This window comes from Pseudomonas fluvialis (genome assembly GCF_014207935.1).
Taxonomy (GTDB): Bacteria; Pseudomonadota; Gammaproteobacteria; order Pseudomonadales; family Pseudomonadaceae; genus Aquipseudomonas; species Aquipseudomonas fluvialis_A.
This window is the reverse complement of record NZ_JACHLL010000001.1, coordinates 1,018,000-1,041,386: the sequence shown is the minus strand read 5'-3', so window position 1 is coordinate 1,041,386 and position 23,387 is coordinate 1,018,000. Positions and strand designations below refer to the sequence as shown.

Genomic DNA, 23,387 nt, shown 5'->3' with positions numbered 1-23,387 from the left:
TTCGCCCACTCTTTGCGAGGACACCTGCATGGTGCACAGCATGACCGCCTTCGCCCGCGTCGAGCGCAGCGGCCCCTACGGCACCCTCAGCTGGGAGCTACGCTCGGTCAATTCGCGCTACCTCGAACCGCACCTGCGCCTGCCGGAAACCTTCCGTGACCTCGAAGGAGCGGTACGCGAGGCGCTGCGCCAGGGCCTGTCGCGCGGCAAGCTGGAATGCACCCTGCGCCTGACCGAAGACAGCAGCGGCAAGCCGCTGCAGGTTGACCGCGAACGCGCCGCCCAGCTGATTGCCGCCGCCGAAAGCGTGGCAGCCCTGATCCAGCAGCCGGCGCCACTCAATCCGCTGGAAGTGCTGGCCTGGCCGGGCGTACTGGTGGCCGATGCCGCCGACCCGCAGGCGCTGAATGCCGCGGCGGTGGCGCTGTTCAATGAAGGGCTGAGTGAGCTGAAGAACGGCCGCGCCCGCGAAGGCGCCGAACTGGCCCGCCTGCTCAACGAACGCCTCGATGCCATGCAGGATGAAGTGCTGCAGCTGCGCGAACTGATTCCGCAGATGCTGGCCAACCAGCGGCAGAAGATCGAAACGCGCTGCGCCGAGATGAAGGTCGAGCTGGAGCCGCAGCGCCTGGAGCAGGAGCTTGTGCTGCTGGCGCAGAAGAGCGATGTGGCCGAGGAGCTGGATCGCCTCGCCACCCATATCAGCGAAGTACGCCGCGTACTCAAGGCCGGCGGTGCCGCCGGACGGCGTCTGGACTTCCTGATGCAGGAACTCAACCGGGAAGCCAACACACTCGGCTCCAAGGCCTTCGATCCGCGCTCGACCCAGGCGGCGGTCAACCTCAAGGTGTTGATCGAGCAGATGCGCGAACAAGTGCAGAACATTGAATAAGCGGCTCGCCGCCCGACTCCGCAGGAACAGCCATGAGCATCGGTAATCTCTACATCGTTTCCGCCCCCTCCGGCGCCGGCAAGACCAGCCTGGTCAAGGCTCTGCTGGAAGCCGAGCCGCGGGTGCGCGTCTCCGTCTCGCACACCACCCGCGCCATGCGCCCGGGCGAGGTCGACGGGGTCAACTACCACTTCGTCTCCCGCGAGCAGTTCACTGCCATGCTCGAACAGGACGCATTTCTCGAACATGCCCAGGTGTTCGACAACTTCTACGGCACCTCGCAGCACTGGGTGGAGCAGACCCTGGCCGAAGGTTACGACCTGATCCTCGAGATCGACTGGCAGGGCGCCCAGCAGGTACGCCGCCTGCTGCCGCAGGCCAAGTCGATCTTCATCCTGCCGCCGACTCAGGAAGCCTTGCGTCACCGCCTGACCAACCGTGGCCAGGACAGCGGCGAGATCATCGAGCGACGCATGCGCGATGCGGTCAGCGAGATGAGCCACTACGTCGAATTCGATTATCTGGTGATCAACGACGACTTCGGCCATGCGCTGGAAGACCTCAAGGCGATCTTCCGCGCCAACCAGTTGCTGCAGGCGCCCCAGCAAATGCGCCATGGCGGGCTGCTCAGCGAGCTGCTCGCCTGAAAACAATGCTTCCCTTAGGGCTGGTGATTTTTTAGACTATCCAGTCCGCTTGCCCGCCCGGGCACACCGTCAAGAGTTAGAGGAACACCATGGCCCGCGTCACCGTTGAAGATTGCCTGGACAACGTCGATAACCGCTTCGAGCTGGTCATGCTGGCCACCAAGCGCGCCCGTCAACTGGCCACCGGCGGCAAAGAGCCGAAAGTAGCCTGGGAAAACGACAAGCCGACCGTGGTGGCCCTGCGTGAAATCGCCAGCGGCCTGGTGAACTACGACGTCATCGCCGAAGAAGAGCTGGTTGAAGAAGAGCCGCTGTTCGCTGCCTTCGAGGAAGGGTCCGCCGAGGACCTGTAAGCGATGACGGGCCGAAGTCTGGCGCTGTCACGCGACGAGCAGGGAGGCCTCCCATGCCGAGCATAGACAGCCTCGCCGAACGACTTTCGACCTACCTCGGCCCGGACCAGGTCAACCTGGTCCGCCGGGCGTTCTACTACGCCGAACAGGCGCACGACGGGCAACGCCGCCGCAGCGGTGAGCCCTACGTGACCCACCCGCTGGCCGTGGCCAGCATCCTCGCCGACATGCACATGGACCATCAGAGCCTGATGGCCGCGATGCTTCACGACGTCATCGAGGACACCGGTATTCCCAAGGAAGCCCTCGCCGGGCAGTTCGGTGAAACCGTCGCCGAACTGGTCGACGGCGTCAGCAAGCTGACCCAGATGGACTTCCAGACCAAGGCCGAAGCGCAAGCCGAGAACTTCCAGAAGATGGCCATGGCCATGGCCCGCGATATCCGCGTGATCCTGGTCAAGCTGGCCGACCGCCTGCACAACATGCGCACCCTGGAAGTGCTGGCCGGCGAGAAGCGCCGGCGCATCGCCAAGGAAACCCTGGAAATCTACGCCCCCATCGCCAACCGGCTGGGCATGCACAGCATGTACGTGGAATTCGAGGACCTTGGCTTCAAGGCCATGCACCCGATGCGCTCCGAACGCATCCGTGGCGCAGTGCGCAAGGCGCGCGGCAACCGCAAGGAAATCCTGAACAAGTTGCAGGAATCGCTGGTCAACTGCCTCGAACGTGAAGGCATGCACGGCGAAATCAGCGGTCGCGAGAAGCACCTGTACAGCATCTACCAGAAGATGCGCGGCAAGCGCCGGGCGTTCAACGAGATCATGGACGTCTACGCCTTCCGCATCGTGGTCGACAAGGTCGACACCTGCTACCGCGTGCTGGGCGCCGTGCACAATCTGTACAAGCCGCTGCCCGGCCGCTTCAAGGACTACATCGCGATTCCAAAGGCCAACGGCTACCAGTCGCTGCACACCACGCTGTTCGGCATGCATGGGGTGCCCATCGAGATCCAGATCCGCACCCGCGAGATGGAAGAGCTGGCCAACCACGGCATCGCCGCGCACTGGCTGTACAAGTCGGCCGAAGACGACCAGCCCAAGGGCAGCCACGCCCGCGCGCGCCAGTGGGTCAAGGGCATCCTCGAACTGCAGCAGCGCGCCGGCAACTCGCTGGAATTCATTGAAAGCGTGAAGATCGACCTGTTCCCGGACGAGGTCTACGTGTTCACGCCCAAGGGCCGCATCATGGAGTTGCCCAAAGGCTCCACTGCGGTCGATTTCGCCTACGCCGTGCACACCGATGTCGGCAACAGCTGCATCGCCTGCCGCATCAACCGCCGCCTGGCGCCGCTGTCCGAACCGCTGCAGAGCGGCTCCACCGTGGAAATCGTCAGCGCGCCGGGCGCCCGGCCCAATCCGGCCTGGCTCAACTTCGTGGTCACCGGCAAGGCCCGCACGCACATCCGCCATGCCCTCAAGCTGCAGCGCCGCTCGGAATCGATCAGCCTCGGCGAGCGCATGCTGAACAAGGTGCTGGCCGGCTTCGACAGCCATCTGGACAAGATTTCCGAAGAGCGCATCCAGCAGATCCTCACCGAGTACCAGCTGGAGCTGCGCGAAGACCTGCTCGAAGAGATCGGTCTGGGCAACCGCATGGCCTTCGTCGTGGCCCGCCGCCTGCACAGCGAGGGCGGCGAGAGTCGTGCGCAAAGCGACGGTCCGCTGGCCATCCGTGGAACCGAAGGACTGGTGCTGAACTACGCCAAGTGCTGCACGCCGATCCCCGGCGACCCCATCGTCGGCCATCTGTCGGCGGGCAAAGGCATGGTGGTGCACCTGGAAAGCTGCAAGAACATCAGCGACATCCGCCACAACCCGGAAAAGTGCATCGCCCTGTCCTGGGCCAAGGATGTCACCGGCGAGTTCAATGTCGAACTGCGCGTCGAACTGGAACACCAGCGCGGCCTGATCGCCACCCTGGCCGGCAGCGTGGCCGCCGCCGACGGCAACATCGAAAAGATCGGCATGGATGAGCGCGACGGCCGCATCAGCGTCGTGCAATTGCTGGTCAGCGTGCATGACCGCGCGCACCTGGCGCGCGTCATCAAGAAGTTGCGCACACTCAAGGGCGTGATCCACATCACCCGCGTGCGCGCCTGACAGCCGCTCGCCAAACCTTGAGCCGGCCCTACACTGATTTGATTCCGCTGCGTCCACGCAGCCCTAGAAGGAGCATTGCATGAGCAAGACCGTCATCACCTCGCCAAACGCCCCAGCCGCCATTGGCACCTACTCCCAGGCGATCAAGGCGGGCAACACCGTCTACCTGTCCGGGCAGATTCCGCTGGACCCCAAGACCATGGAACTGGTGGAAGGTTTCGAGGAACAGACCGTACAGGTCTTCGAAAACCTCAAGGCCGTGATCGAAGCCGCCGGCGGCAGCTTCCAGGACGTGGTCAAGCTCAACATCTTCCTCACCGACCTCAGCCACTTCGCCAAGGTCAACGAAGTCATGGGCCGTTACTTCCAGCAGCCGTACCCAGCCCGCGCCGCCATCGGCGTCGCCGCGCTGCCGCGTGGCGCCATGGTCGAAATGGACGGCATCCTGGTTCTGTCCTGATGCTTGCGCGGGCGCCCCAGGGCGCCCGCTGCGTTTACGAGGTGCCGATCATGCGCATAGCCCTCAGCCTGCTCGCCCTCGGCCTGCTCCTCGGCGGCTGCAGCCAGTCCCGCTCGCCCGACGGCATCTGGATCAACCAGGACGCCATCAACGCGGCAAAGCAAAGCGGAAAGCTGCGCGAAGCCATCCTCGCCTACGGCCCCAACCTGGAATGGCAGCTGGACAGCCCGCTCAACCGGGCGCGCTTCGGCAACGGCTTCGAGATCGGAGAAGGCGCACTGCGCCAGGCCCAGGACGGTATCTGGCGTTTCGACCTGAGCGAAGAACAGCACCAGTACCTGTACCAGCGCGGCGAGCAACTGGAGCAGGGCGCCAGCGACTTCTTCCCCAAACAGATGTTTGCGCGCCCGACCATCAAGGTCGAGCCTGCCGCCCCACTGGGCAGCAGCTTCGAACAGAGCCTGTATGCCGCGCTCCTCGGTGGCCAGTGGCAGATCATCGAAGGGCCAGGGCAGGGTGGCCTGGTGCACTTCCACCCCGACGGTCAGGTCGAGGGCCTACCCGGCAGCGAGCGCTATGCCCTGTGCCTTGCAGGCGACTGCGCCGACATGGCCGGCGAACACGACAGCCTGTGGCTGCAACTGGGCGAGCAGGGCCGCGAGTGGCTGTTCAGTCTGGATGGCGATCAGCTCAGTCTGTTCGAGGCGATCAACTTCGCCGCGCCCGACGAGAAGCCCAACTACCGTCCCGGTGCCCGACGCTGGCTGCTGGAACGCGATTGAGGCCAGGCGGTCGAACCGACCATCACTGCCGCGAGAACCCCTTCATGCGCCTGTCCCTACTGTGCTGCCTGCTGCTCGGCTTCGCTGTCCACGCCGAGCAACGCCATTACGATGACAGCGGGCGCTACCTGGGCCGCACCGATGATGACGGGCGCTCCTACGACAGCAGCGGGCGTTATGTCGGGCGCGAGGACGACGACGGCCGTCGCTATGACGACAGCGGACGCTATGTGGGCCGCGAAGACCAGGACGGCCGCCAGTACGATGCCAGCGGTCGCTACACCGGGCGCGCGGACGACGATGGCCGGCGCTATGACAGCAGCGGGCGCTACCTCGGCCGGGAAGACGTTGATGGCCGCCACTACGACGACAGTGGCCGCTACACCGGGCGCAGCGACGACTGAGCCAGCAACGGACGCTTCACCCTATAACGAACAAGGGCCGCAATCGCGGCCCTTGTTTTACCTTCGCACCGCGTTAAGCGGCAGGTTTGTCGTGGCTGATGGCCTCGGCCTCACCCCGGGTCTTGTGCAGCGACAGCAGTACGCCACCAATCAGCAGGCCGATCGTCACGCTCAGCGACACCACAGCCGGGATCTTGCCGATGATGCCCACCAGGAAGATCTTCGAGCCGACGAACACCAGAATCAGCGCCAGGGCGTACTTCAGGTAGGCGAAGCGGTGGATCAGCGCGGCCAGGGCAAAATACAGCGCGCGCAGGCCCAGGATCGCAAAGATGTTCGAGGTGTAGACAATGAACGGGTCCTGGGTGATGGCGAAGATCGCCGGCACGCTGTCGACCGCGAAGACCAGGTCGGCGCACTCGATCAGGATCAACGCCAGGAACAGCGGGGTTATCCACAGCACGGTCTTGCCCGAGGCATCCGGCTGACGCACGAAGAAGCGCTGCTCATGCAGGCGATCGGTCACCCGCAGGTGGCCTCGCAGCCATTTCACCAGCCAGTTGTTCTCCAGATCCGGATGATCGTCCACCTTGGAGAACAGCATCTTCACACCGGTCAGCACCAGGAAGGCACCGAACACGTAGAGAATCCAGCTGAACTCGTGGATCAGCGCGGCACCCAGGCCGATCATCAGGGCGCGCAACACGATCACACCCATGATTCCCCAGAACAGCACCTTGTGCTGGTACTGCCGAGGGATGGCCAGGAAGCTGAAGATCAGCGCCATGACGAAGACGTTGTCCATGGACAACGATTTTTCGATCAGGAAACCGGTGAGGTAATCCATGCTGGCGTCACCGCCCTTCTGGTAGAACACCCAGACGGCGAACAACAGACCCGCTGAGATATAACCCGCCGAAAGCAGCAGGCTTTCCTTGATGCCGATCTCATGGTTGTCGCGGTGAAGGACACCCAGATCGAAGGCCAGCAGGGTAATCACTACCCCGAGGAAGACCAGCCACAACCAGGTGGCAGTGCCGAGGAAGTCGGCGAAGAGAAACGTTTCTAGGGCAGTCATGGAGCCCCTCCTTACAGTCGAAGTTGTACAGACTGTGACTCCGACATCGCGGTGTTAACCGCCAGAGGGGCCCGGTGTCACAAGCGACACCTTATTAATACTGAGCAAAACGCTCAAGCAAACAGGTTTTGCAAAGTATTGCTCGCCTCAGGCATAGGCGCGCAGACCAACCAGCCGCCAGGCCGCCAAACTGAATAGCAGCGTCAGGCTGACGCCACACAGCAGCAGGCCGGTGCTGGCTGGCAGCAGTTCCAGCAGCAGCCCGGCGCCGAGTCCGCCGGCGGCCGGAATCACCTGACTGGTCACGGTATACAGGCTCAGCAGACGGCCACGCAGGGCCGGCTCGCTTTCGTGCTGCAGCAGCGCGACGATCAGGCTGACCGCCAGCCCCGCGCCCATGCCGTTGGCGCCGAGACAGAGCAGGGCACCCAGCAGACTCTCCTGCAGGCCGAGCAGGCTCAGGGCCACGCCGCTGAGCACGGCGGCCACGAGCAGACTGCGGCCCTGGCCGAAGCGCCGCGCCAGCGGCAGGGCCAGCGCGCCGCCGAGCAGCAGCGCCAGCGCCAGGGCACCGAGGAACAGGCCACGGCCCATCTCGGAGAGCATCAACGTCTGCTGGGCAAAGCGCGGCAGCATCACCTGAATCGGCCCCATGGCCAGATAAATCAGCACCGCCGTGAGCAACGCCTGGGCCAGCAGCGGCGTGCCCAGGGCATAGGCGAAGCCCTGGCGGATGCGCTCCAGCACATGGCCCTCGCCACCCAGCGCCGGCACCTTGAGCCCCAGCAACAGCACGCTGGCGAGCATGAACAGCGCCAGGCCGCTGGCCTGCACCGCCGGCCAGCCGCCCTGGGTGCGGGCCAGTGCCAGCAGCAACGGCGCCAGGCCGAAACCGAGCATTACCAGGGCATTGAACAGCACCGCCAGCTTGGCCTGGCGCTCACCGGCCAAACGACCGAGCAGGGCCATGCGCGCCGGAGCGAGCAGCGCCCAGCCGATGCCGGCGCAGGTGGCGCCGAGCAGGTAGAAGGTCACCCCCCAGTGCTCGCTGCGGCTGGCCGCCGCCAGCCAGAGCAGGGCGGCGAGAAAGGCGCCATGGGCGATCTGCGCGATTCGCTGCGGCGAATGCTGGTCGCACCAGGCGCCGGCCGGCCAGCCGAGCAGCAGCGGCACGCCGAAGCACAGGGCAAAGCCGGCGCCGGCCAGCGCATCGCGGCCCCAGACATCCTGGGCGTAAAGGATCACTGTGTAATTGGTCAGGTGACCGGCGAGAAAACCGGCCAGACAGGCCACGAAGAAACGAATCAAATCCCAGCGGCTGTAGGGGGATGCGGACAAGACAGGTACTCCGGAAAGCGGCGGCCCGTAGCAGGCCGCCGCGAAGGCATCACTGGCCCGGCTTGAGCTCGATCAGAGTCGGCTGGCCGTCCTCGATCTGCCAGCTGGGGAAGGCGCCGTTGCTGGTGAACACGCTGCCGTCGGCGGCAATCTCGATGTCGCGGGTGAAGGTCACCTTGCGCGACATGGGGAAGGTGCGCCACTGGCCGCTGGCGATATCCAGGCGCATCAGGCTGTCCGAGGCGGTGCCGGTGACCCAGACCTGCTGGCGGGCACGGTCGACATTGAGCGAGTAGGGGGTCTCGGCACCGTTCAGCGCGGTGGGCAGCGGGTAGTCGCTGAAGCTGCCGTCGGCCGGGTGGTAGCGGACGATCTTGGCCTCGGGGAAGGCGGCGATCCAGATATCGCCCACGGCGTCGGCGCGCAGGCGGCGCGGGCCCTGGAACGGCGTGTCGATCACCTGCACGCTGTCGGTCTTGGGGTCGATCACGCCGATGGAGTCGGCATGCAGGCGGGCAAACCACACCCGGCCATCCGGTGCCACGTCGATGCCATAGGGCAGCGGCATACCGGTCACGCGCTTGTCCACCGGCAACCAGTGCATCGGCATGCCCCAGTTCATCAGCTTGCGCACCACACCATTGAGCGCCAGGCCCACTTCTTCCTTGGTGCTGCGCGCCGGCAGACCGTAGGTGCGGAAGCTCTTGGTCTGGCGGTCGAAACGGCCCACCTGGTTGGACAGCGCCAGGGTGAACCAGACGTTGTCCTGGGCATCGATGCGTACGGTGTGCGGGTACAGACCGTCGTCGAAATAGTGGGTGGTGAAAACCTTGCTCACCGGATCGAACTCGAACAGGCGCTGCTGCAGCGATGGGGTGATGAAGATGTGACCATCCTTCGGCGACTCGGCGAAGGAGTGGATGCCGGCGGTGGTCTCCAGCTTGGGGTAGGTCTTCAGGCGGCCGCTGAACAGCCCGCCGATTTCGTCACCCTCGTCCACCGGGGTCTTGTAGACCAGGGTCTGGCCGGTTTTCGGATCGATTTCCCACAGGCGGTCCTGCAGGTTGTCGCCCACATAGACCTTGCCGTTGCTGTGCAGCAGCAGGTCGTGCATCTGCGAGAAGGGGTCGCCGATCGGCCACTCGCGCACCTGTGCGCCGGCCAGATGGGTTTCCCAGGGTTTGGCGCGCAGGACTTTTTCCGGGTGCTGGCGCAGGTCGGTGTAACCCTTCTGGAACACCTCGATCAGCTTGGGCTGGTGCTCGCTGGAGGGGCGCGCGCCATAGCCGATCATGCGCTCCATCACCTGCTGCCACTCTTCTTCCGATCGTTCCCGGCGCATAAAGAAGCTGCCCTGCTGGTGGCAGAAGCTGCACTGCTCCATGGCGGTTTTCTTCAGCTCGGCATCACCGCCGAAATCCAGCGCGGCGAACCAGGCGTTGGCCGGCTGCTGAGCGGCCAGCGCGGCCGGATCGGTCTCGGCGGTTAGACGCAGTTCCAGAGTGGCATCGGCGCTGACGCCGGTCTGGGCCAGGTCCTGATAGCCCGGCACACGCACGCGCAGATTCAGCGGAACGGCTTCCGGGTAGTCAATCTGCACGCGGCCATCCGGGCCGGCGAAAGCGGTGATTTCCGGGCTGATGCGTTGCTCGGTGCGCTCACGCGGATAGCCGTTGTCGTCACCGGCGGCGCGCAGCGGGCGCTCGGCCTTCAGCGTGACCATGGCCAGCGGCAGAGGCGCACCCGCGGCATCCCGGATACTTACCTGCAGGGCCTGCGCAGGCAGGGCCGCGGCAGTGAGGGCGAGGGCAACAACGGCATTACGCATGCGGAACTCCCTGGGCATCGAGAAAGGCGATGAAGGCTTCGCGGCTGGTGTAGCGCGGGGTGTAACCGAATTCTTCCTTGAGCCGGCGGTTGGCCAGCACCGGGCGGTAGCGCAGGAAGTCGACCTGTTCCGGGCCGTACTGCGACAGGCGCAGTGGCTTGAGCACGCGCAGCACACCCTGCACCAGCCCGGCAGGCAGCGGCCGGTAGGGCTTGCGCAGGATCTCGGCGATCTCGCGCAGGCTCAGGGCGCCGTCGCCGGCCAGGTTGTAGATGCCGCTGGCGCCCTTCTCCAGGCCCTTGCGGATGATGCTCACCACGTCCTGGTCCCAGATAAATACGAAGCGGCTGTCACTGCCCTGAATGCCCAGCACCGCGCGTTTCTTGAACATGTCGGTGATCTGGTTGTTGACCCTTCTGCCGAGGATGGTGCCCGGGCGCAGGATCAGCTGGCGCAGCTCGGGGTGATTGACCCGCACGCGTACCAGCAGCTCCTCGACCTCGCGCTTGTGCTTGGCATAGGCAAAGCGGGCGTGACCACGCAGCGGGTCGTGCTCGTCGATCCACTCGGCGTTCTCCGGGTAGTAGCCGTAGGCCGCGCCGGAACTGGTGACAATCAACTGTCCAACGCCGTTGGCCACGGCCGCCTCGACAATCGCCAGGGTACCGCCCACATCAATGGCGTGCAGGGTTTCCTCGCTCATGCCCGGTGGCGGGCTGACGACCGAGGCCAGGTGGACGATGGCGTCCGGCCGGCACTGGGCGACCACCTTGTGCACTTCGTTGCGGTTGCTGATGTCCAGATGCAGCGGGTGAATGTTGTCACGCGCCGCAATCTCGCGAATGTCGGCGGCAAACAGCTGCCAGTTGGGTTGCTGCACGGCCAGGTCATTGAGGACCTGCTGGCCGATGAAACCGGCGGCGCCGGTAATCAGGACGCGCATGGCTGTTCCTCCTTGGCGGTACTCAGGTGGGGCGGATTACGGCGCCACAGGGCGACCAGCAGCAGACCGGAGACGATATGCCAGGTGCCCCACAGGGCGGCGATCAGTGCCATGTCCGGCTGGGCGCCGAACTGGGTGAAGATCAGCCCCAGCGCCAGTCCGGAGTTCTGCATGCCGACCTCGATGGTCAGCGCGCGGCGGTCGAAATCCACCAGCCCGAAGGCCCGCGCCGTGCCCCAGCCCATCAGCAGAGCGCTGGCGTTGTGCAGCACCACGATCAGCAGCAGCGGGCCGAGGCTGTCGAGCAGCAGGTGACGGTTGCCGATCACCGCCACCAGCAGGAAGCCGATGAAGGCGATCATGGTGAAACGCTTGAACCCCGGCAGGATGCGCGCGGTAAAGCGCGGCGCCAGGTTGCCCAGCAACATGCCCACCAGCAGCGGCGCCACCAGCATCAGCAACAGCCCCTGCACGATGCCACTGGCATCGACCTGCAGGGTGCTCATCTGACCGCTGAGAAAGGCCGCCGTCTCCGGGTTAAGGCTGGAGGTCAGAGCGAAGTTGAAGGGCAGGGTGATGATCGCCAGCAGACTGGAAACGCTGGTGACACTCACCGACAGGGCCGTGTTGCCCCGCGCCAGGTGAGTGATGACATTGGACAGGTTACCGCCGGGGCAGCAGGCCACCAGCAGCAGGCCCAGCTCGATACCGGGCTTGAGATCGAGCAGCAGCGTGGCCAGCAGTGTCGCCCAGGGCAGCAGCAGACACTGCGCCAACAGGCCGGTGAACACCGGCAGCGGCCGCCGCAGGACATAAGAGAAATGGCTCAGGCGCAGCTCCAGCGCCACACCAAACATCAGGCTGGCCAGCACCAGACCCAACCAGATCTGCTGGCTTTCGTCGTAATTCATCAGCTGAATATCCAGGGACATGAAGACATGTAGCAGAGCCTAGGCCAGTCGCGCCGTGGCCGCACTGGCAAGAACGGCCAGCGGATGTGGCGATTACCGCCAGGGGTGCGACATCCTGCCCTGGGGTCGCGCTTGGGGTTTGCCATGAGTCGTAATACCCTTACCAGAATTAAGCCTTTGGTCATTCCCCCACTCAGCCGTCATGACCAGTCTCATCCCTCCCCTGCAACTGCTTTGCCTGGATGCTCCGCAGGCCTGTCGCGCGCACGGCCTGCTCGATGACGCCGGCATCGACTGCCAGATTCTCAGCAGTCCCGACGCCTGCCTGCTGGCAGCGCATTGCCGAGCCATCGAGCCAGCCGACACGCAGCGCCTGAACCATCTGCAACAGGCCCTGCACGACACCGTGGCGACCCTGGAAAAGACCCGCCACGCCTTCAAGTCCCGCGACCTGGCCGAGCTGCGCAAACGCCTCGAAGAGCTGCTGCATAACTTGTCGGACACGGCAGCTTCAGGTAAAACGCCCGTACAAGGTTCCGCCCCGCTCTGACGGCGGCGGAAGCCGGCTTTGCCGGGCAGGACGCACGGGCCTGTAAGACAGAGCGCTAGCGACAACCGTTGGATCATCACGGACTGTCGCTAGCGCTTTTTTATTGCCCGCAGAAAAGTACGAGGAACAGGATGGGCAGCCCCGAAGACATTCAAGCGCTGTTGCGCAGCATCGGTCTGGATCGCCAGGAGGTGCTCACACGTCTGGAGTTCCTGCAATGGAGCACGGCCGACGGTGCACGCCTGCAGCAGGCCGTCGACCGGCTTGGCCAGGCCCATGAGGATTTCGTCGACCAGCTGTACAACCATCTCGGCAGCTTCCCCACGCCGGCCGGTCTGCTCCAGCATCCCGGCGTACTGCAACGCCTAAAGGCCAGCCAGAAGGCCTATTACCAGCGCCTGTGGCGTGGCCCGCACGATGCCGACTACGTTCGCGAGCGGCTGCGCGTGGGCTGGGTACACGAACGTGTCGGCCTGGAACTGAAGTGGTACCTGGGCGCCTACCGTCTGTACCTCGACCAGATGCTCACCAGCCTGTTCGACGGTCACCCCCAGCATGAACTGTTTGCCAGCCTGCTCAAGGCAGTGTTCTTCGACATGAGCCTGGCCGTGGACGCCTACAGCGCCACCCAGCGCCAGGCCCTGGAAAGCAGCGATGCTCGCTATGCCCGGGCCCTGCGCGGCGCCAACGACGGCATCTGGGACTGGCACATCGACCGCGACCAGCTGTACCTGTCCGAACGCTGGGCCAGCATGCTCGGCCTGGCCCGCGACGAACTGGGCGAGGGCAGCGCCGGCTGGTTCGCCCGCGTCCACCCCGAGGACCTGCCGGGCCTGCGCCTGGCCGTGCAGCAGCACCTGGGCGGCAGCAGCCCCTCGCTGCAGCACCAGTACCGCATCCGCCACCGCGAAGGCCATTACCTGTGGGTCCTGCTGCGGGGCGTGCTCAGCAGCGACGAGCGCGGTGGCCAGCGCCTGGCCGGCTCGCAGAGCGACATCAGCCAGCACAAGGCCGCCGAACAGAACCTGCAGCATGCCGCCCGGCATGACCCACTGACCGGCCTGGCCAACCGTACCCGTCTGCAGGAGCTGCTCGGTCAGGCCCAGGAGCGCCGCCAGCGGCCAGGCGCCCGGCACGCGGCGCTGCTGTTCATCGACCTCGACCGCTTCAAGCTGATCAACGACAGCCTCGGCCACAGCAGCGGCGACCTGGTGCTGGTGGAAGTGGCCCAGCGGCTCAAGCGATGCCTGCGCCCCGGCGACCATCTGGCGCGCTTCGGCGGCGACGAGTTCGTCGTCCTGCTGGATGACCTGGCCCAGCTGGAGGACGCCGAACGCGTGGCCCAGCGCATGCTCGACGAACTGCACCTGCCGCTGCAGCTGGACGAACGTCAGCTCAGCGTGAGCGCCAGCATCGGCATTGCCGGCCTCGGCGAAGCGGATATCGGCGACGACGTGCTGCGCGCCGCGGACCTCGCCATGTACCGCGCCAAGGATGCCGGCAAGGCGCGCTTCGCCCGCTACAGCGCCGAGCTGCAGGAGCGCGCGGCGCGGCGCCTGCAGCTGGAAAGCGCCCTGGCCCAGGCGCTGGAGCGCGGCGAGTTCAACCTGCATTTCCAGCCCATCTGCCGCCTGGAACGAGGCCACAACCGCGTGGTTGGGGTCGAGGCCCTGCTGCGCTGGCAGCATGAAGATCGCTGGGTATCACCGGAGGAATTCATCCCGATCCTGGAAGAGTCCGGCGACATCCTCGCGGTCGGCGAGTGGGCGCTGTTCCATGCCGCCTGGCAATGCATGTGCTGGCAGCGCGTGCAGCCGGGGCTGTACTGCGCGGTCAACCTGTCCAGCCAGCAGCTCAAGGTCAGTGACTTCGCCCGCCGCGTGGCCCGCATCCTCAGCGAAACCGGGCTGCCGGCCAGCTGCCTGATCCTGGAAATCACCGAGAGCCAGTTGATGGAAGACAGCGCACAGACCCTGGCCTGCCTGCGCGAGCTAGCCAGCCTCGGCGTGCGCCTGGCGCTGGATGACTTCGGCACCGGCTACTCCTCGCTCGGCTACCTCAAGCGCTTCCCCCTGCACATCCTCAAGGTGGACAGGAGCTTCATCGGCGGTACCAGCCATGACGAAGACCTGGCCACCATCAGCCGCGCCATCATCAAGCTCGGCCAGGGCCTGAACATGGCCGTGGTGGCCGAGGGCGTGGAGCAGAGCAGCCACCTGGACTTCCTCCGCGCCGAAGGCTGTGACTACGCCCAGGGTTACCTGCTCAGCCAGCCGCAACCGGCCTGGCAGCTCGACCCGCTGCTGCGGCAGCAACCCGCCTACCTGCACCAGAGCCGCGTCGCGACGCCGGCTGACTACTGCATCTGAACGAAGAGCTGGAACAATGAAAATAAACCTGCCCGTCAGCGGTCGCGCCATCCCCGTCAGCCCCACCGCCAACATTCTCTCCACCACCAATCTCAAGGGTGCGGTGAGCTATGTGAATGCCGATTTCATCGCCATCAGCGGCTTCACCGAGGAGGAACTGCTGGGGGTCAACCACAACATCGTGCGTCACCCGGACATGCCGCCGGCCGCCTTTGCCCACCTGTGGCAAACCCTGAAAGCCGGCAAGAGCTGGATGGGCCTGGTGAAGAACCGCAGCAAGAATGGCGACCATTACTGGGTCAGCGCCTATGCCACGCCGGTACGGCGCAACGGCGAGGTGGTCGAATACCAGTCGGTGCGCACCGCCGCGACGCCGGAACAGACGGCCGCCGCCGAACAGCTCTACGCCCGGCTGCGCGCCGGGCAGGCACAGGACTGCCTGCAACCGGCTCGCCTGAGTTACAACGCGCGCCTGCTGCTGACCGGCAGCCTGGCCTGGCCGTTGCTGCTCGGCGCGGGCGTGGCCCTCGGCGGCGTCAGCGCCATGGCCGGCGGCGGCCTGGCCCTCGCCGGGATGGGCCTGAGCGCCGCGCTGCTGGCCTGGCAGCTGACGCCGCTGCGCCGTCTCGCGGCCAGGGCACGCTCGATCGGCGACAACCCGCTGAGCCAGACCCTGTACTGCGGTCGCCGCGACGAACTGGGGCAGATCGACTTTGCCCTGCGCATGAACGAAGCCGAAGCCGGCGCGGTGATCGGCCGCATCGGTGATGCCGCCGAGCAACTGGCCGGGCATACCGAGGAGCTGGCCGAGCAACTGGCCGTCAGTCAGGCCAGTAACCAGCGCCAGCAGGGCGAAACAGACCAGGTCGCCACCGCCGTCAACCAGATGGCCGCCAGCGTGCAGGAAGTCGCCAACAGCGCCCAGCTCAGCGCCGTGGCTGCCGGATGTGCCGATCAGGAAACCGTGCAGGGCCAGCAACTGGTCAACCAGACCAGCGCCACCATCAGCCGCCTGGCCGACGAGGTGCAGCAGGCCGCCGGCGTCATCCATCAGCTGGAACAGCACAGCAGCGAGATTTCCAGCGTACTGGAAGTGATCCGCGGCATTGCCGAGCAGACCAACCTGCTCGCCCTGAATGCCGCCATCGAAGCGGCGCGCGCCGGCGAACAGGGGCGCGGCTTTGCCGTGGTCGCCGACGAGGTACGCGGCCTGGCCTCCCGCACCCAGCAGTCCACCGCCGAGATCCAGCGCATGATCAGCTCTCTGCAGGACGGCGCCCATGCCGCCGTGGCGGTCATGCAGCGCAGCCGCGAGCAGGCCGGGCACAGCGTGCAGCAGGCCAGTGAGGCGGCCCAGGCGCTGCTCGGCATCGGCTCGCGGGTCAACCAGATCACCGACATGAGCGTGCAGATCGCCGCCGCGGTGGAGCAGCAGAGCGCCGTCAGCGAAGAGATCAACCGCAACATCACGCGCATTCGCCAGGCCGCCGACAGCAACGTGGTAGCCGCCGAACAGAGCCAGATCGCCGCCCATCAGGTGGCCGGTCTGGCCCAGTCGCTGCGTCTGCTCGCCGAGCAGTTCTGGCACCGCCGGTAGGCCTGACGCAACACCTTAGGGAAAGCGGTTCTCAGGACACGGAGGGGCCAGTATCCTGCACGCTTTTGCCCAGGCCCCTGCGTCGTGACCGCTCTGAAACAACGGCTGTTTGCCCTGCTCGAACTGATCCAGCGCCATCCACGGGCCATGGCGCTGTTCGGCTTCTGCTCCGGCGTGCTCAGTTTCTTCCTGGTCGACCGGCAGATCCGCGTGGCCAAGGTGGTGGCCGTGCTGATGCTGGTCAGCTGGCTCTGGTTGATGCTGGAAAACCTGCTGCGCAGCCAGCTGCAGCGCTGGTTCAACTGGCACCTGCCGGCCGGCCTGCTGCGTTACCTGACGCAGATGATCCACCAGGAAAGCCTGTTCTTCGTCCTGCCCTTTGCCTTCATCACCACCAGCTGGAACAGCAGCCAGGCGCTGTTCACCGGCCTGCTCGGCGCCTGTGCGCTGATCACCATCATCGATCCGCTGTACAACCAGCAACTGGCCCCCCGACGCTGGCTGTACCTGATTTTCCACAGCCTGACCCTGTTCGCCCTGCTGCTCACGGCGCTGCCGATCCTGTTCCACCTGTCCACCGCGCAGAGCTACCCGCTGGCCCTCGGCGTGGCCATGCTGCTGTCGTTCGCCAGCCTGGTGGTGGTCCTGCGCGAGCAGCGCTGGAGGCAGCGCGTCGGCCTGCTGGCCCTGACCCTGGCCCTGGGCGTGGGTGGCTGGTATGGCCGTGCCGTAGTGCCGCCGGCCAGCCTGTGGCTGACCGAGGTGGCGGTCAGCAGCGACCGTCAGGGCCGCCAGGCCGCCGGCAAGCTCAAGCAGATCAGTCAGGTCGAACTCAGACGCACCGGCCTGTACGCCTTCACCGCGATCAATGCGCCACGCGGGCTGAAGGAGCGCATCTTCCACGTCTGGCTGCACGAAGGCCGCGAGGTCGACCGCATCGCCCTCAACATCAACGGCGGCCGCGAGGCCGGCTACCGCGCCTGGACCCGCAAACAGCGCTTCCCGACGGACGCCGTCGGCCGCTGGCAGGTCAAGGTGCTGACCGAATCGGGACAGTTGCTTGGCACGCTGAGATTCAGGGTTACCGAATAGGCAGGTAAATCACCACAGCGGTAATGCCATGCCCTTACGGGGCATCAACTGCACTTGCCCATTTGGGCAAGTGCAGTTGATAGCTTCATGCTCAAGCCAGCTATTGGCGCGGCCTGAAATCTCCGGTTTCGCCCTCCCGGGCGACCTTCTTTTGCCAGTCGCGGCAAAAGAAGGCAAAACCGCTTGCCCCTCCATACGGCCCCGGCTGCGCCGGGGTTCGCTCGCTCCATCATTGCTCCGAGGGTCGGCGTACAAGGCCCATCCCTAGACCTTTACGCCTCTCGCGGCCATCCGGGCCGCTCACCCCTCTACACAACGATTCCGCTCGCCCTTCTGGCAAGGGGCGTTTGGCGCGCGTGCACCCTCCCAGCGAAGGCAAGGCTTTGAGCTGTCTGATTCGGACTGTCAGGCAGCACTCAGGCGCCCCTTTCGTCCGACTGAGTGCAGTCGTTGTGTAGAGGGGTAAGCCGCAGGGAGCGGCGCAAGCGGCGATGGGCCAGGGATGGCCCTTCGCCGAGGCCCCTCGGAGCAATGACGGAACGAAGGCACCCGGAGCGCAGCGCAGGGTCGGATGACGGGGCTAGACCTTTTGGTTTCTTTTGGGGCAATGCCAAAAGAAACTCGCCCAGCAGGGCGAAACCGGCCGATCCAGCCACTTCGAAAAGAAGCCCTGCCAACCCTCGGCCAATAAAAACGCCGCGATCCCGAAGGGGAAACGCGGCGTTCTCTCACGCGGCAGATGTCGCCTACAACAAACCGCCGGCTACAGGCGGAAGCGCGACACCATCTGGCTCAGCTGCCCGGCCAGACGCGCCAGTTCGTCGCTGGCGGTGGAGGTCTGGCTGGCGCCGTCGGCGCTCTGTTCGGAGATATCGCGGATGGCCACCAGATTGCGGTCGACCTCGCGGGCCACCTGGGCCTGCTCCTCGGCGGCGCTGGCAATCACCAGGTTCATCTCGTTGATCTGGCTGATGCGCTCGGCGATCTGCGCCAGAGCAGTGTCCGCCTCGCTGGCCAGCTCCTGGCTGCGGTTGGCAAATTCGCTGCTCTGCTGCATGGCGCCCACCGACTCCTGGCTGGCGCTCTGGATGGCGCTGATCATGCGCTCGATCTCCTGGGTCGAACTCTGCGTGCGCTGGGCCAGGGCGCGCACCTCGTCCGCCACCACGGCAAAGCCACGACCCTGGTCGCCGGCGCGGGCGGCCTCGATCGCGGCGTTAAGCGCCAGAAGGTTGGTCTGCTCGGCGATGGTACGGATCACTTCCAGCACCTGGCCGATGGCGATGGCTTCCTGAGCCAGGCGGCTGATGGTGGCCGAGGTGCCGTCCAGCTTGTTGGTCAGCTGCACGATGGTGTCGCGGGTAACGCCGACCTGCTTGCGCCCGGCCTGAGCCGTCTGCTCGGCATCCCGCGAGGAGTCGGAGGTGTGGTTGGCGTTGCGCGCCACCTCGTCCACGGCGGCCGACATCTCGGTGACGGCGGTGGCCGCCATCTGGATTTCCTCGTTCTGCTGGTGGATGCCGCGCGAGGTCTGCTCGGTGATCGCGTGCATTTCCTCGGCGGCCGATGCCAGCTGGGTGGCCGAGCCCTGGATGGCGTGCAGGGTATCGCGCAGGCTGCCCTGCATCTGCTCCAGGGAGCGCTGCACATCGGTGATTTCGTCACTGCCTTCACAGCGCACGGCCTGGCTCAGGTCGCCCCCGGCAATGCGCGCGGCCACAGCCTTCAATTCTTCCAATGGCTGGGTGATGCTGCGGCTGAGCAGCCAGGCCGTGAACAGGGTCAGCAGCAGGCCCACCACCAGCAGCACGGTGAAGACCACTTCTGCCTGATCGGCACTCGCCTCGGCATGCTGACCCGCCGTCAGCGCACCCTGGCGGTTGAGTTCGACCAGCTCGTCGAGGGCGATGATCATCTCGCGGTAGCTGGTCTGGCTGGCACCGATGCTGCCCAGGTCCGGGTTGCCGCTGCGCAGGCTGGCCAGCACGTCCTGCAGGGCACGCTCGTAGGTCTGGCTGCGCTGGCGGTAGGTATCGAACAGGCGACGGTCCGCATCGGTGGTGATGGTGGTCTCGTAGTTGCTGTCATACTTGTCGAGATCCGCCTTGAGGGTGCGAATCTCCTCGCTGAAGGTGTCGATCTGGTCCGGCATGGTCATCGCCAGGCTTTCCTGCAGGCGGATGTTCAGCCGGTCGGCCTTGATCTGACCCATGAAGTCGAGGCCCTGCATCCACACATCGCGGATCTCCAGGGCATTTTCGCGCAGGCTGTTGATCTGCTTCAGGGCGGCCAGGCCGACCACCAGCAGGATCAGACCGAGCAGACCGAAGCCGATCAGGTTGCGCGCACGCACGGTGAGGTTACGAAGGGACATCGCGAACTCCAGCAATTCGATCAAACGTATGGGGTTAACGTCAGTGTTGCCCGGAAGTTGAGACGCTGCCGGAAATTCTTCTGTCAATGGCCAGATATGACTTGCCCTCGATCAGCCAAAGAACCAGTAGCACACGCCGATGGCCGCCAGTACGCCGGCCAGCTCCGCCGCCAGGGCACAGCCGACCGCATGGCGGGCGCGCTGGATACCCACCGCGCCGAAGTACACGGCAAGCACGTAGAAGGTGGTCTCGGTACTGCCCTGCACGGTGGCGGCCACCAATGCCGGGAAGCTGTCGACGCCATGGGTCTGCATGGTTTCGATCAGCATGGCGCGCGCCGCACTGCCGGAGAACGGCTTGACCAGCGCGGTGGGCAGCGCCTCGACAAAGCGGGTGTCCCAGCCCAGGCCCTCGACACACCAGCGGATGCCGTCGAGCAGTACCTCCAGCGCGCCGGAGCTGCGCAGCACACCGACAGCGCAGAGCATCGCCACCAGGTAGGGCAGCAGGTTTTTGGCCACCTCGAAACCTTCCCTGGCGCCATCGACGAAGGTTTCGTAGACCGGCACCTTCTTCAGCGACCCCAGCAGCAGAAACAGCAGGATCAGGCTGAACAGCGTGAGGTTGCCGAGCAGCGAGGACAGGGACGCCAGCGCCGTAGCACTGAGCCCGGCCAGTAGTGCCATAAAGCCGCCCAACAGCAAGGCTCCGGGAATCAGGTAGGCCAGCACCACCGGGTCCCACAGTTTCAGGCGCTGCACCAGAGCCACGCTGAGCAGGCCAACCAGGGTCGAGGCGCTGGTGGCAAGCAGGATGGGCAGGAACACCAGGGTCGGGTCGGCCGCCCCCTGTTGGGCGCGGTACATGAAGATCGACACCGGCAGCAAAGTCAGCGAGGAGGCGTTGAGCACCAGAAACAGGATCTGCGCATTGCTCGCCGTGTGCGGTAGCGGATTGAGTTCCTGCAGCGCCTTCATGGCCTTGAGGCCGATGGGGGTGGCGGCGTTATCCAGGCCCAGGCCATTGGCGGCGAAGTTGAGGGTGATCAGGCCTAGGGCCGGATGGCCGCGCGGCACCTCCGGCATCAGGCGGGCAAACAGCGGTGCCAGGGCTCGTCCCAGGGCATCGACCAGACCGGCCCTCTCGGCGATGCGCAACAGGCCGAGCCACAGGGTGAGGGTGCCGAACAGCAGGATCATCACCTCGACCGACAGCTTGGCCATGGCGAACAGGCTTTCCACCATGGCCGCCCAGACGCCAGGGTCGCCACCGATCCAGCGGGTCACCCCGGCAATTGCCGCCACCACGAAAAAGCCCAGCCACAAGCCGTTGAGCATTACCCATCTCCCTCAATCCGAGCGGCGATCATAGCGAGACTCGACGCATTCTCAAGCGCCATGGCCATTACCTGCGCACTGGCGTGCCCCTGTGGAGGGCAAGCAACCGCTGGGTGGCAATCTGATTCAGAAACGGCAGGATTTGCCGAGCAGTCTGGTCTGGCGAGGACAGCCCATCAACGCCCTGAATACGGCTTGTCTGAGCAGCGGGTACAGCACAGGATGTATTCCCCATCCTGCTAGGAGTTTGCCATGTCCAGCTTGAACCCCAGCCGCGAACAACTGGCCAACTTTACCCGGGACATGCCCGATGAAGGCCCCATCCTCATGCTCAACCTGCTGCGCTATCGCGACGCGGCAGCCTATCCGGACGATTGTGGTCATAGTCCCTGCACCGGCCGAGAGGCCTACAAACGTTACAGCCGCACCGCGCTGAATAAAGTGCAGGGCGTGGGTGGCCGGGTCGAGCTGATGGCGCCAGCCAGGGCGATGCTGATTGCGCCTGAGGAAGAGCAGTGGGATGAGCTGTTGCTGGTGCGCTATCCGTCCAAGAGCGCCTTTCTCGGCATGTTGGCCGACCCGGAGTACCGGGCGGCCACCGTGCACCGTACTGCGGCGCTGGCCGACTCGCGCCTGGTGGGCTGCCTGCCGAGCAACTGAATCAGTGCTGCTCGACAAATGCCCGGAACGACTGGGCATCCAGCGGCTTGGCAAACAGCCAGCCCTGACCGATCTGCGCCCCCAGCTCAGCCAGTAGCACGGCCTGGCGTTCATGCTCGACCCCTTCGGCAATCACCTTGAGGCCGAGATCGCGGGCCATCTCGATCACGTGCGGCGCCACCGGGCTGCTGGCGGCCTCAGTGCCCAGCGCATCGACAAAACTCTTGTCGATCTTCAGCACATCCACCGGCAGTTGTTGCAGGTAGGAAAGGCTGGAGTAGCCGGTGCCGAAATCGTCGATGGCGATGCGGTGGCCATCGGCACGCAACTGCCCCAGCAGGCGGGTGGCCAGTTCGACATCCACCAGGCCGCGCTCGGTGACTTCCCAGACCAGCTGTGCCGGGGCCACGCCGGCCTCGCGCAGCAGACGGCGGGCCGGCTCGACAAAGGCCGCTCCGGCGATATCAGCGGCGGCCAGATTGACCGAGACGTACAGCTGCGGGTGCGTCCGCAACAACTCACCCACCTCGGCGACGACCAGCTCGATTACCCGCTGGGTAATGGCGCAGATCTGCCCGCTGTCCTCGGCCTGGGGGATGAACAGGTCGGGACGCACACGCTGACCATCGGCACGCCGCCAGCGCACCAGCGCTTCGGCGCCCACGCAGCGACGCGTCTGCAAATCCACCAGCGGCTGGTAATCGACTTCCAGCTCACCGCGGCGCAAGGCCAGACTCAGCGCCTTCTCAAGGGACTGCTCATGGCGGATCAGCAATGCCGCCAGCCAGCCCGTCAGGACGGAGAACAGCAGCGCACCCACACTGAACAGGCGCTGGTAGTAACGGGTAGCCTCCTGCAAACGGCTGTCATCGGCCACCAGCAACAGGCGCATACCGTTCTTGTCACCAGGCCCGCGCAGATAAACATGCTGCCCGGCGACGGACAGCGGCTGCGGCGAGTGCGCCGCTGCCTGCTCGGCAGCCGTGGTGGCCGAGCGAAGTCCACTGTAATCGAGCATGCGCTGCCCCTGGGCATCGGTCAGCAACGCCTGATAACCCTCTGGCAAGGCAATCACATCCTGGAAATAGCGCAGGCTGCTGGCCACCTGTACACGCTCCGACTGCAGCATCAGCGAGGGCTCACTGGATGCGTTCAATTGCTGCGGGTTCCACCACAGGCGCACCGAATCAAACTGCCAGGCCTTATAGGCCTGCAAACTCTGCTCGTCCGGCAGCGGCAGGCTCTGGCACCATTGCCCATCGGCCATACGTACCGCTACCGCCTGGACATACAACATGCCGCGCCGCAGTGTACGCAGCTGTTGCCGGGCGTTTTCGTCGCAGTGCTCGATCCGCTGCTGACCCAACGCCTGCAGGTGGCCAGCCAGCCCACTGAACAGGCCAGAGGTGCGCCGGACCACCTCCGCATGCAACGCGCCAAGACGCTGCTGCTCGGCCTGCCGAGCCTGCCAGGAACCCAGGTGCCAGGCTCCGCTCAGCAGCAGCAGGCCACTCAGCACAGCCACCAGCAAGCCCAGTGGCCAGGGTCGATAGCACCAGCGCCAGAATCGAGTCCACTGATCGTTCATGCCAAGCTCCTTGCGTGATTC

General features: G+C 65.4%; 20 protein-coding genes and 2 pseudogenes. 13 read left to right on the top strand and 9 right to left on the bottom strand.

The window, feature by feature from the left end; translation table 11 throughout:
• The first annotated feature begins 28 nt into the window (after positions 1-28).
• The 7 genes from HNP49_RS04835 (at position 29) to HNP49_RS04805 (ending at position 5,700) form a co-directional block, all read left to right on the top strand.
• Positions 29-892: a YicC/YloC family endoribonuclease gene (locus HNP49_RS04835; protein ID WP_184681050.1), complete on the top strand. Its 864-nt coding sequence runs from the start codon at positions 29-31 to the stop codon at positions 890-892.
• Positions 893-924: 32 nt separating this feature from the next.
• A complete protein-coding gene (gmk, locus tag HNP49_RS04830) occupies positions 925-1,539 on the top strand; it encodes a guanylate kinase (RefSeq protein ID WP_184681049.1) in 615 nt (204 codons plus the stop codon).
• Between the two features lie 89 nt (positions 1,540-1,628).
• The gene (gene rpoZ / locus HNP49_RS04825) at positions 1,629-1,892 is read left to right on the top strand and encodes a DNA-directed RNA polymerase subunit omega (protein ID WP_095941310.1); all 264 of its coding nucleotides are present in this window, start codon (positions 1,629-1,631) and stop codon (positions 1,890-1,892) included.
• A 53-nt stretch (positions 1,893-1,945) separates the two neighbouring features.
• Positions 1,946-4,054, top strand: coding sequence for a bifunctional GTP diphosphokinase/guanosine-3',5'-bis pyrophosphate 3'-pyrophosphohydrolase (gene spoT, locus HNP49_RS04820; RefSeq protein WP_184681048.1), 2,109 nt, complete (start codon positions 1,946-1,948; stop codon positions 4,052-4,054).
• Between the two features lie 79 nt (positions 4,055-4,133).
• Positions 4,134-4,514, top strand: coding sequence for a RidA family protein (locus HNP49_RS04815; protein ID WP_184681047.1), 381 nt, complete (start codon positions 4,134-4,136; stop codon positions 4,512-4,514).
• A 50-nt stretch (positions 4,515-4,564) separates the two neighbouring features.
• Positions 4,565-5,296: a hypothetical protein gene (locus tag HNP49_RS04810; protein WP_184681045.1), complete on the top strand. Its 732-nt coding sequence runs from the start codon at positions 4,565-4,567 to the stop codon at positions 5,294-5,296.
• A 44-nt stretch (positions 5,297-5,340) separates the two neighbouring features.
• The gene (locus HNP49_RS04805) at positions 5,341-5,700 is read left to right on the top strand and encodes a type IV secretion protein Rhs (protein WP_184681044.1); all 360 of its coding nucleotides are present in this window, start codon (positions 5,341-5,343) and stop codon (positions 5,698-5,700) included.
• Between the two features lie 73 nt (positions 5,701-5,773).
• Here the strand turns inward: HNP49_RS04805 and HNP49_RS04800 are convergent, their stop codons facing one another.
• The 5 genes from HNP49_RS04800 to HNP49_RS04780 all read right to left on the bottom strand — a co-directional run bounded on the left by HNP49_RS04800 (position 5,774) and on the right by HNP49_RS04780 (position 11,819).
• Positions 5,774-6,778 (bottom strand): TerC family protein, encoded by a 1,005-nt coding sequence (locus HNP49_RS04800; RefSeq protein WP_184681043.1) that lies wholly within the window; start codon positions 6,776-6,778, stop codon positions 5,774-5,776.
• Positions 6,779-6,925: 147 nt separating this feature from the next.
• Positions 6,926-8,116: an MFS transporter gene (locus HNP49_RS04795; RefSeq protein WP_184681041.1), complete on the bottom strand. Its 1,191-nt coding sequence runs from the start codon at positions 8,114-8,116 to the stop codon at positions 6,926-6,928.
• Between the two features lie 49 nt (positions 8,117-8,165).
• Positions 8,166-9,944: a lyase gene (locus HNP49_RS04790; RefSeq protein WP_184681040.1), complete on the bottom strand. Its 1,779-nt coding sequence runs from the start codon at positions 9,942-9,944 to the stop codon at positions 8,166-8,168.
• The gene (locus HNP49_RS04785) at positions 9,937-10,887 is read right to left on the bottom strand and encodes an NAD-dependent epimerase/dehydratase family protein (RefSeq protein ID WP_184681038.1); all 951 of its coding nucleotides are present in this window, start codon (positions 10,885-10,887) and stop codon (positions 9,937-9,939) included. Before HNP49_RS04785 ends, HNP49_RS04790 begins: the two co-directional genes overlap by 8 nt.
• Positions 10,875-11,819: a bile acid:sodium symporter family protein gene (locus tag HNP49_RS04780; protein WP_260407044.1), complete on the bottom strand. Its 945-nt coding sequence runs from the start codon at positions 11,817-11,819 to the stop codon at positions 10,875-10,877. Before HNP49_RS04780 ends, HNP49_RS04785 begins: the two co-directional genes overlap by 13 nt.
• A gap of 181 nt (positions 11,820-12,000) precedes the next feature.
• Between HNP49_RS04780 and HNP49_RS04775 the strand changes: the two genes are divergently transcribed.
• From HNP49_RS04775 to HNP49_RS04760, 5 genes and pseudogenes are all read left to right on the top strand, one after another.
• Positions 12,001-12,348, top strand: coding sequence for a hypothetical protein (locus HNP49_RS04775; protein WP_184681203.1), 348 nt, complete (start codon positions 12,001-12,003; stop codon positions 12,346-12,348).
• Positions 12,349-12,479: 131 nt separating this feature from the next.
• On the top strand, positions 12,480-14,717 hold the full coding sequence (locus tag HNP49_RS04770; protein WP_184681036.1) for a bifunctional diguanylate cyclase/phosphodiesterase: 2,238 nt from the start codon (positions 12,480-12,482) through the stop codon (positions 14,715-14,717).
• A 16-nt stretch (positions 14,718-14,733) separates the two neighbouring features.
• Positions 14,734-15,414 (top strand): annotated as a pseudogene (locus tag HNP49_RS18945) (PAS domain-containing protein); the annotation flags it as partial.
• Positions 15,415-15,441: 27 nt separating this feature from the next.
• The gene (locus HNP49_RS18940) at positions 15,442-16,314 is read left to right on the top strand and encodes a methyl-accepting chemotaxis protein (RefSeq protein WP_409372526.1); all 873 of its coding nucleotides are present in this window, start codon (positions 15,442-15,444) and stop codon (positions 16,312-16,314) included.
• An 84-nt stretch (positions 16,315-16,398) separates the two neighbouring features.
• Entirely contained in the window at positions 16,399-17,406 is a 1,008-nt protein-coding gene (locus HNP49_RS04760; RefSeq protein ID WP_311772065.1) for a DUF5924 family protein, read from the top strand.
• 763 nt (positions 17,407-18,169) lie between these two features.
• Here the strand turns inward: HNP49_RS04760 and HNP49_RS04755 are convergent.
• The 3 genes and pseudogenes from HNP49_RS04755 to HNP49_RS04750 form a co-directional block, all read right to left on the bottom strand.
• Positions 18,170-19,273, bottom strand: coding sequence for a methyl-accepting chemotaxis protein (locus tag HNP49_RS04755; RefSeq protein ID WP_409372525.1), 1,104 nt, complete (start codon positions 19,271-19,273; stop codon positions 18,170-18,172).
• Positions 19,256-19,780: pseudogene (locus HNP49_RS18935) on the bottom strand (MCP four helix bundle domain-containing protein); the annotation flags it as partial. The gene HNP49_RS04755 and the pseudogene HNP49_RS18935, both read right to left, overlap by 18 nt.
• Before the next feature lie 111 nt (positions 19,781-19,891).
• Entirely contained in the window at positions 19,892-21,118 is a 1,227-nt protein-coding gene (locus tag HNP49_RS04750; RefSeq protein ID WP_184681030.1) for a nucleoside recognition domain-containing protein, read from the bottom strand.
• 252 nt (positions 21,119-21,370) lie between these two features.
• Here HNP49_RS04750 and HNP49_RS04745 point away from each other — a divergent pair, with 252 nt between their 5' ends.
• Positions 21,371-21,778 carry a DUF1330 domain-containing protein gene (locus HNP49_RS04745; RefSeq protein ID WP_184681028.1) on the top strand — a complete coding sequence of 136 codons (408 nt, stop codon included), beginning with the start codon at positions 21,371-21,373 and terminating at the stop codon, positions 21,776-21,778.
• Position 21,779: 1 nt separating this feature from the next.
• Here the strand turns inward: HNP49_RS04745 and HNP49_RS04740 are convergent, their stop codons facing one another.
• The gene (locus tag HNP49_RS04740; RefSeq protein ID WP_184681026.1) at positions 21,780-23,366 is read right to left on the bottom strand and encodes an EAL domain-containing protein; all 1,587 of its coding nucleotides are present in this window, start codon (positions 23,364-23,366) and stop codon (positions 21,780-21,782) included.
• Positions 23,367-23,387: the final 21 nt, after the last annotated feature.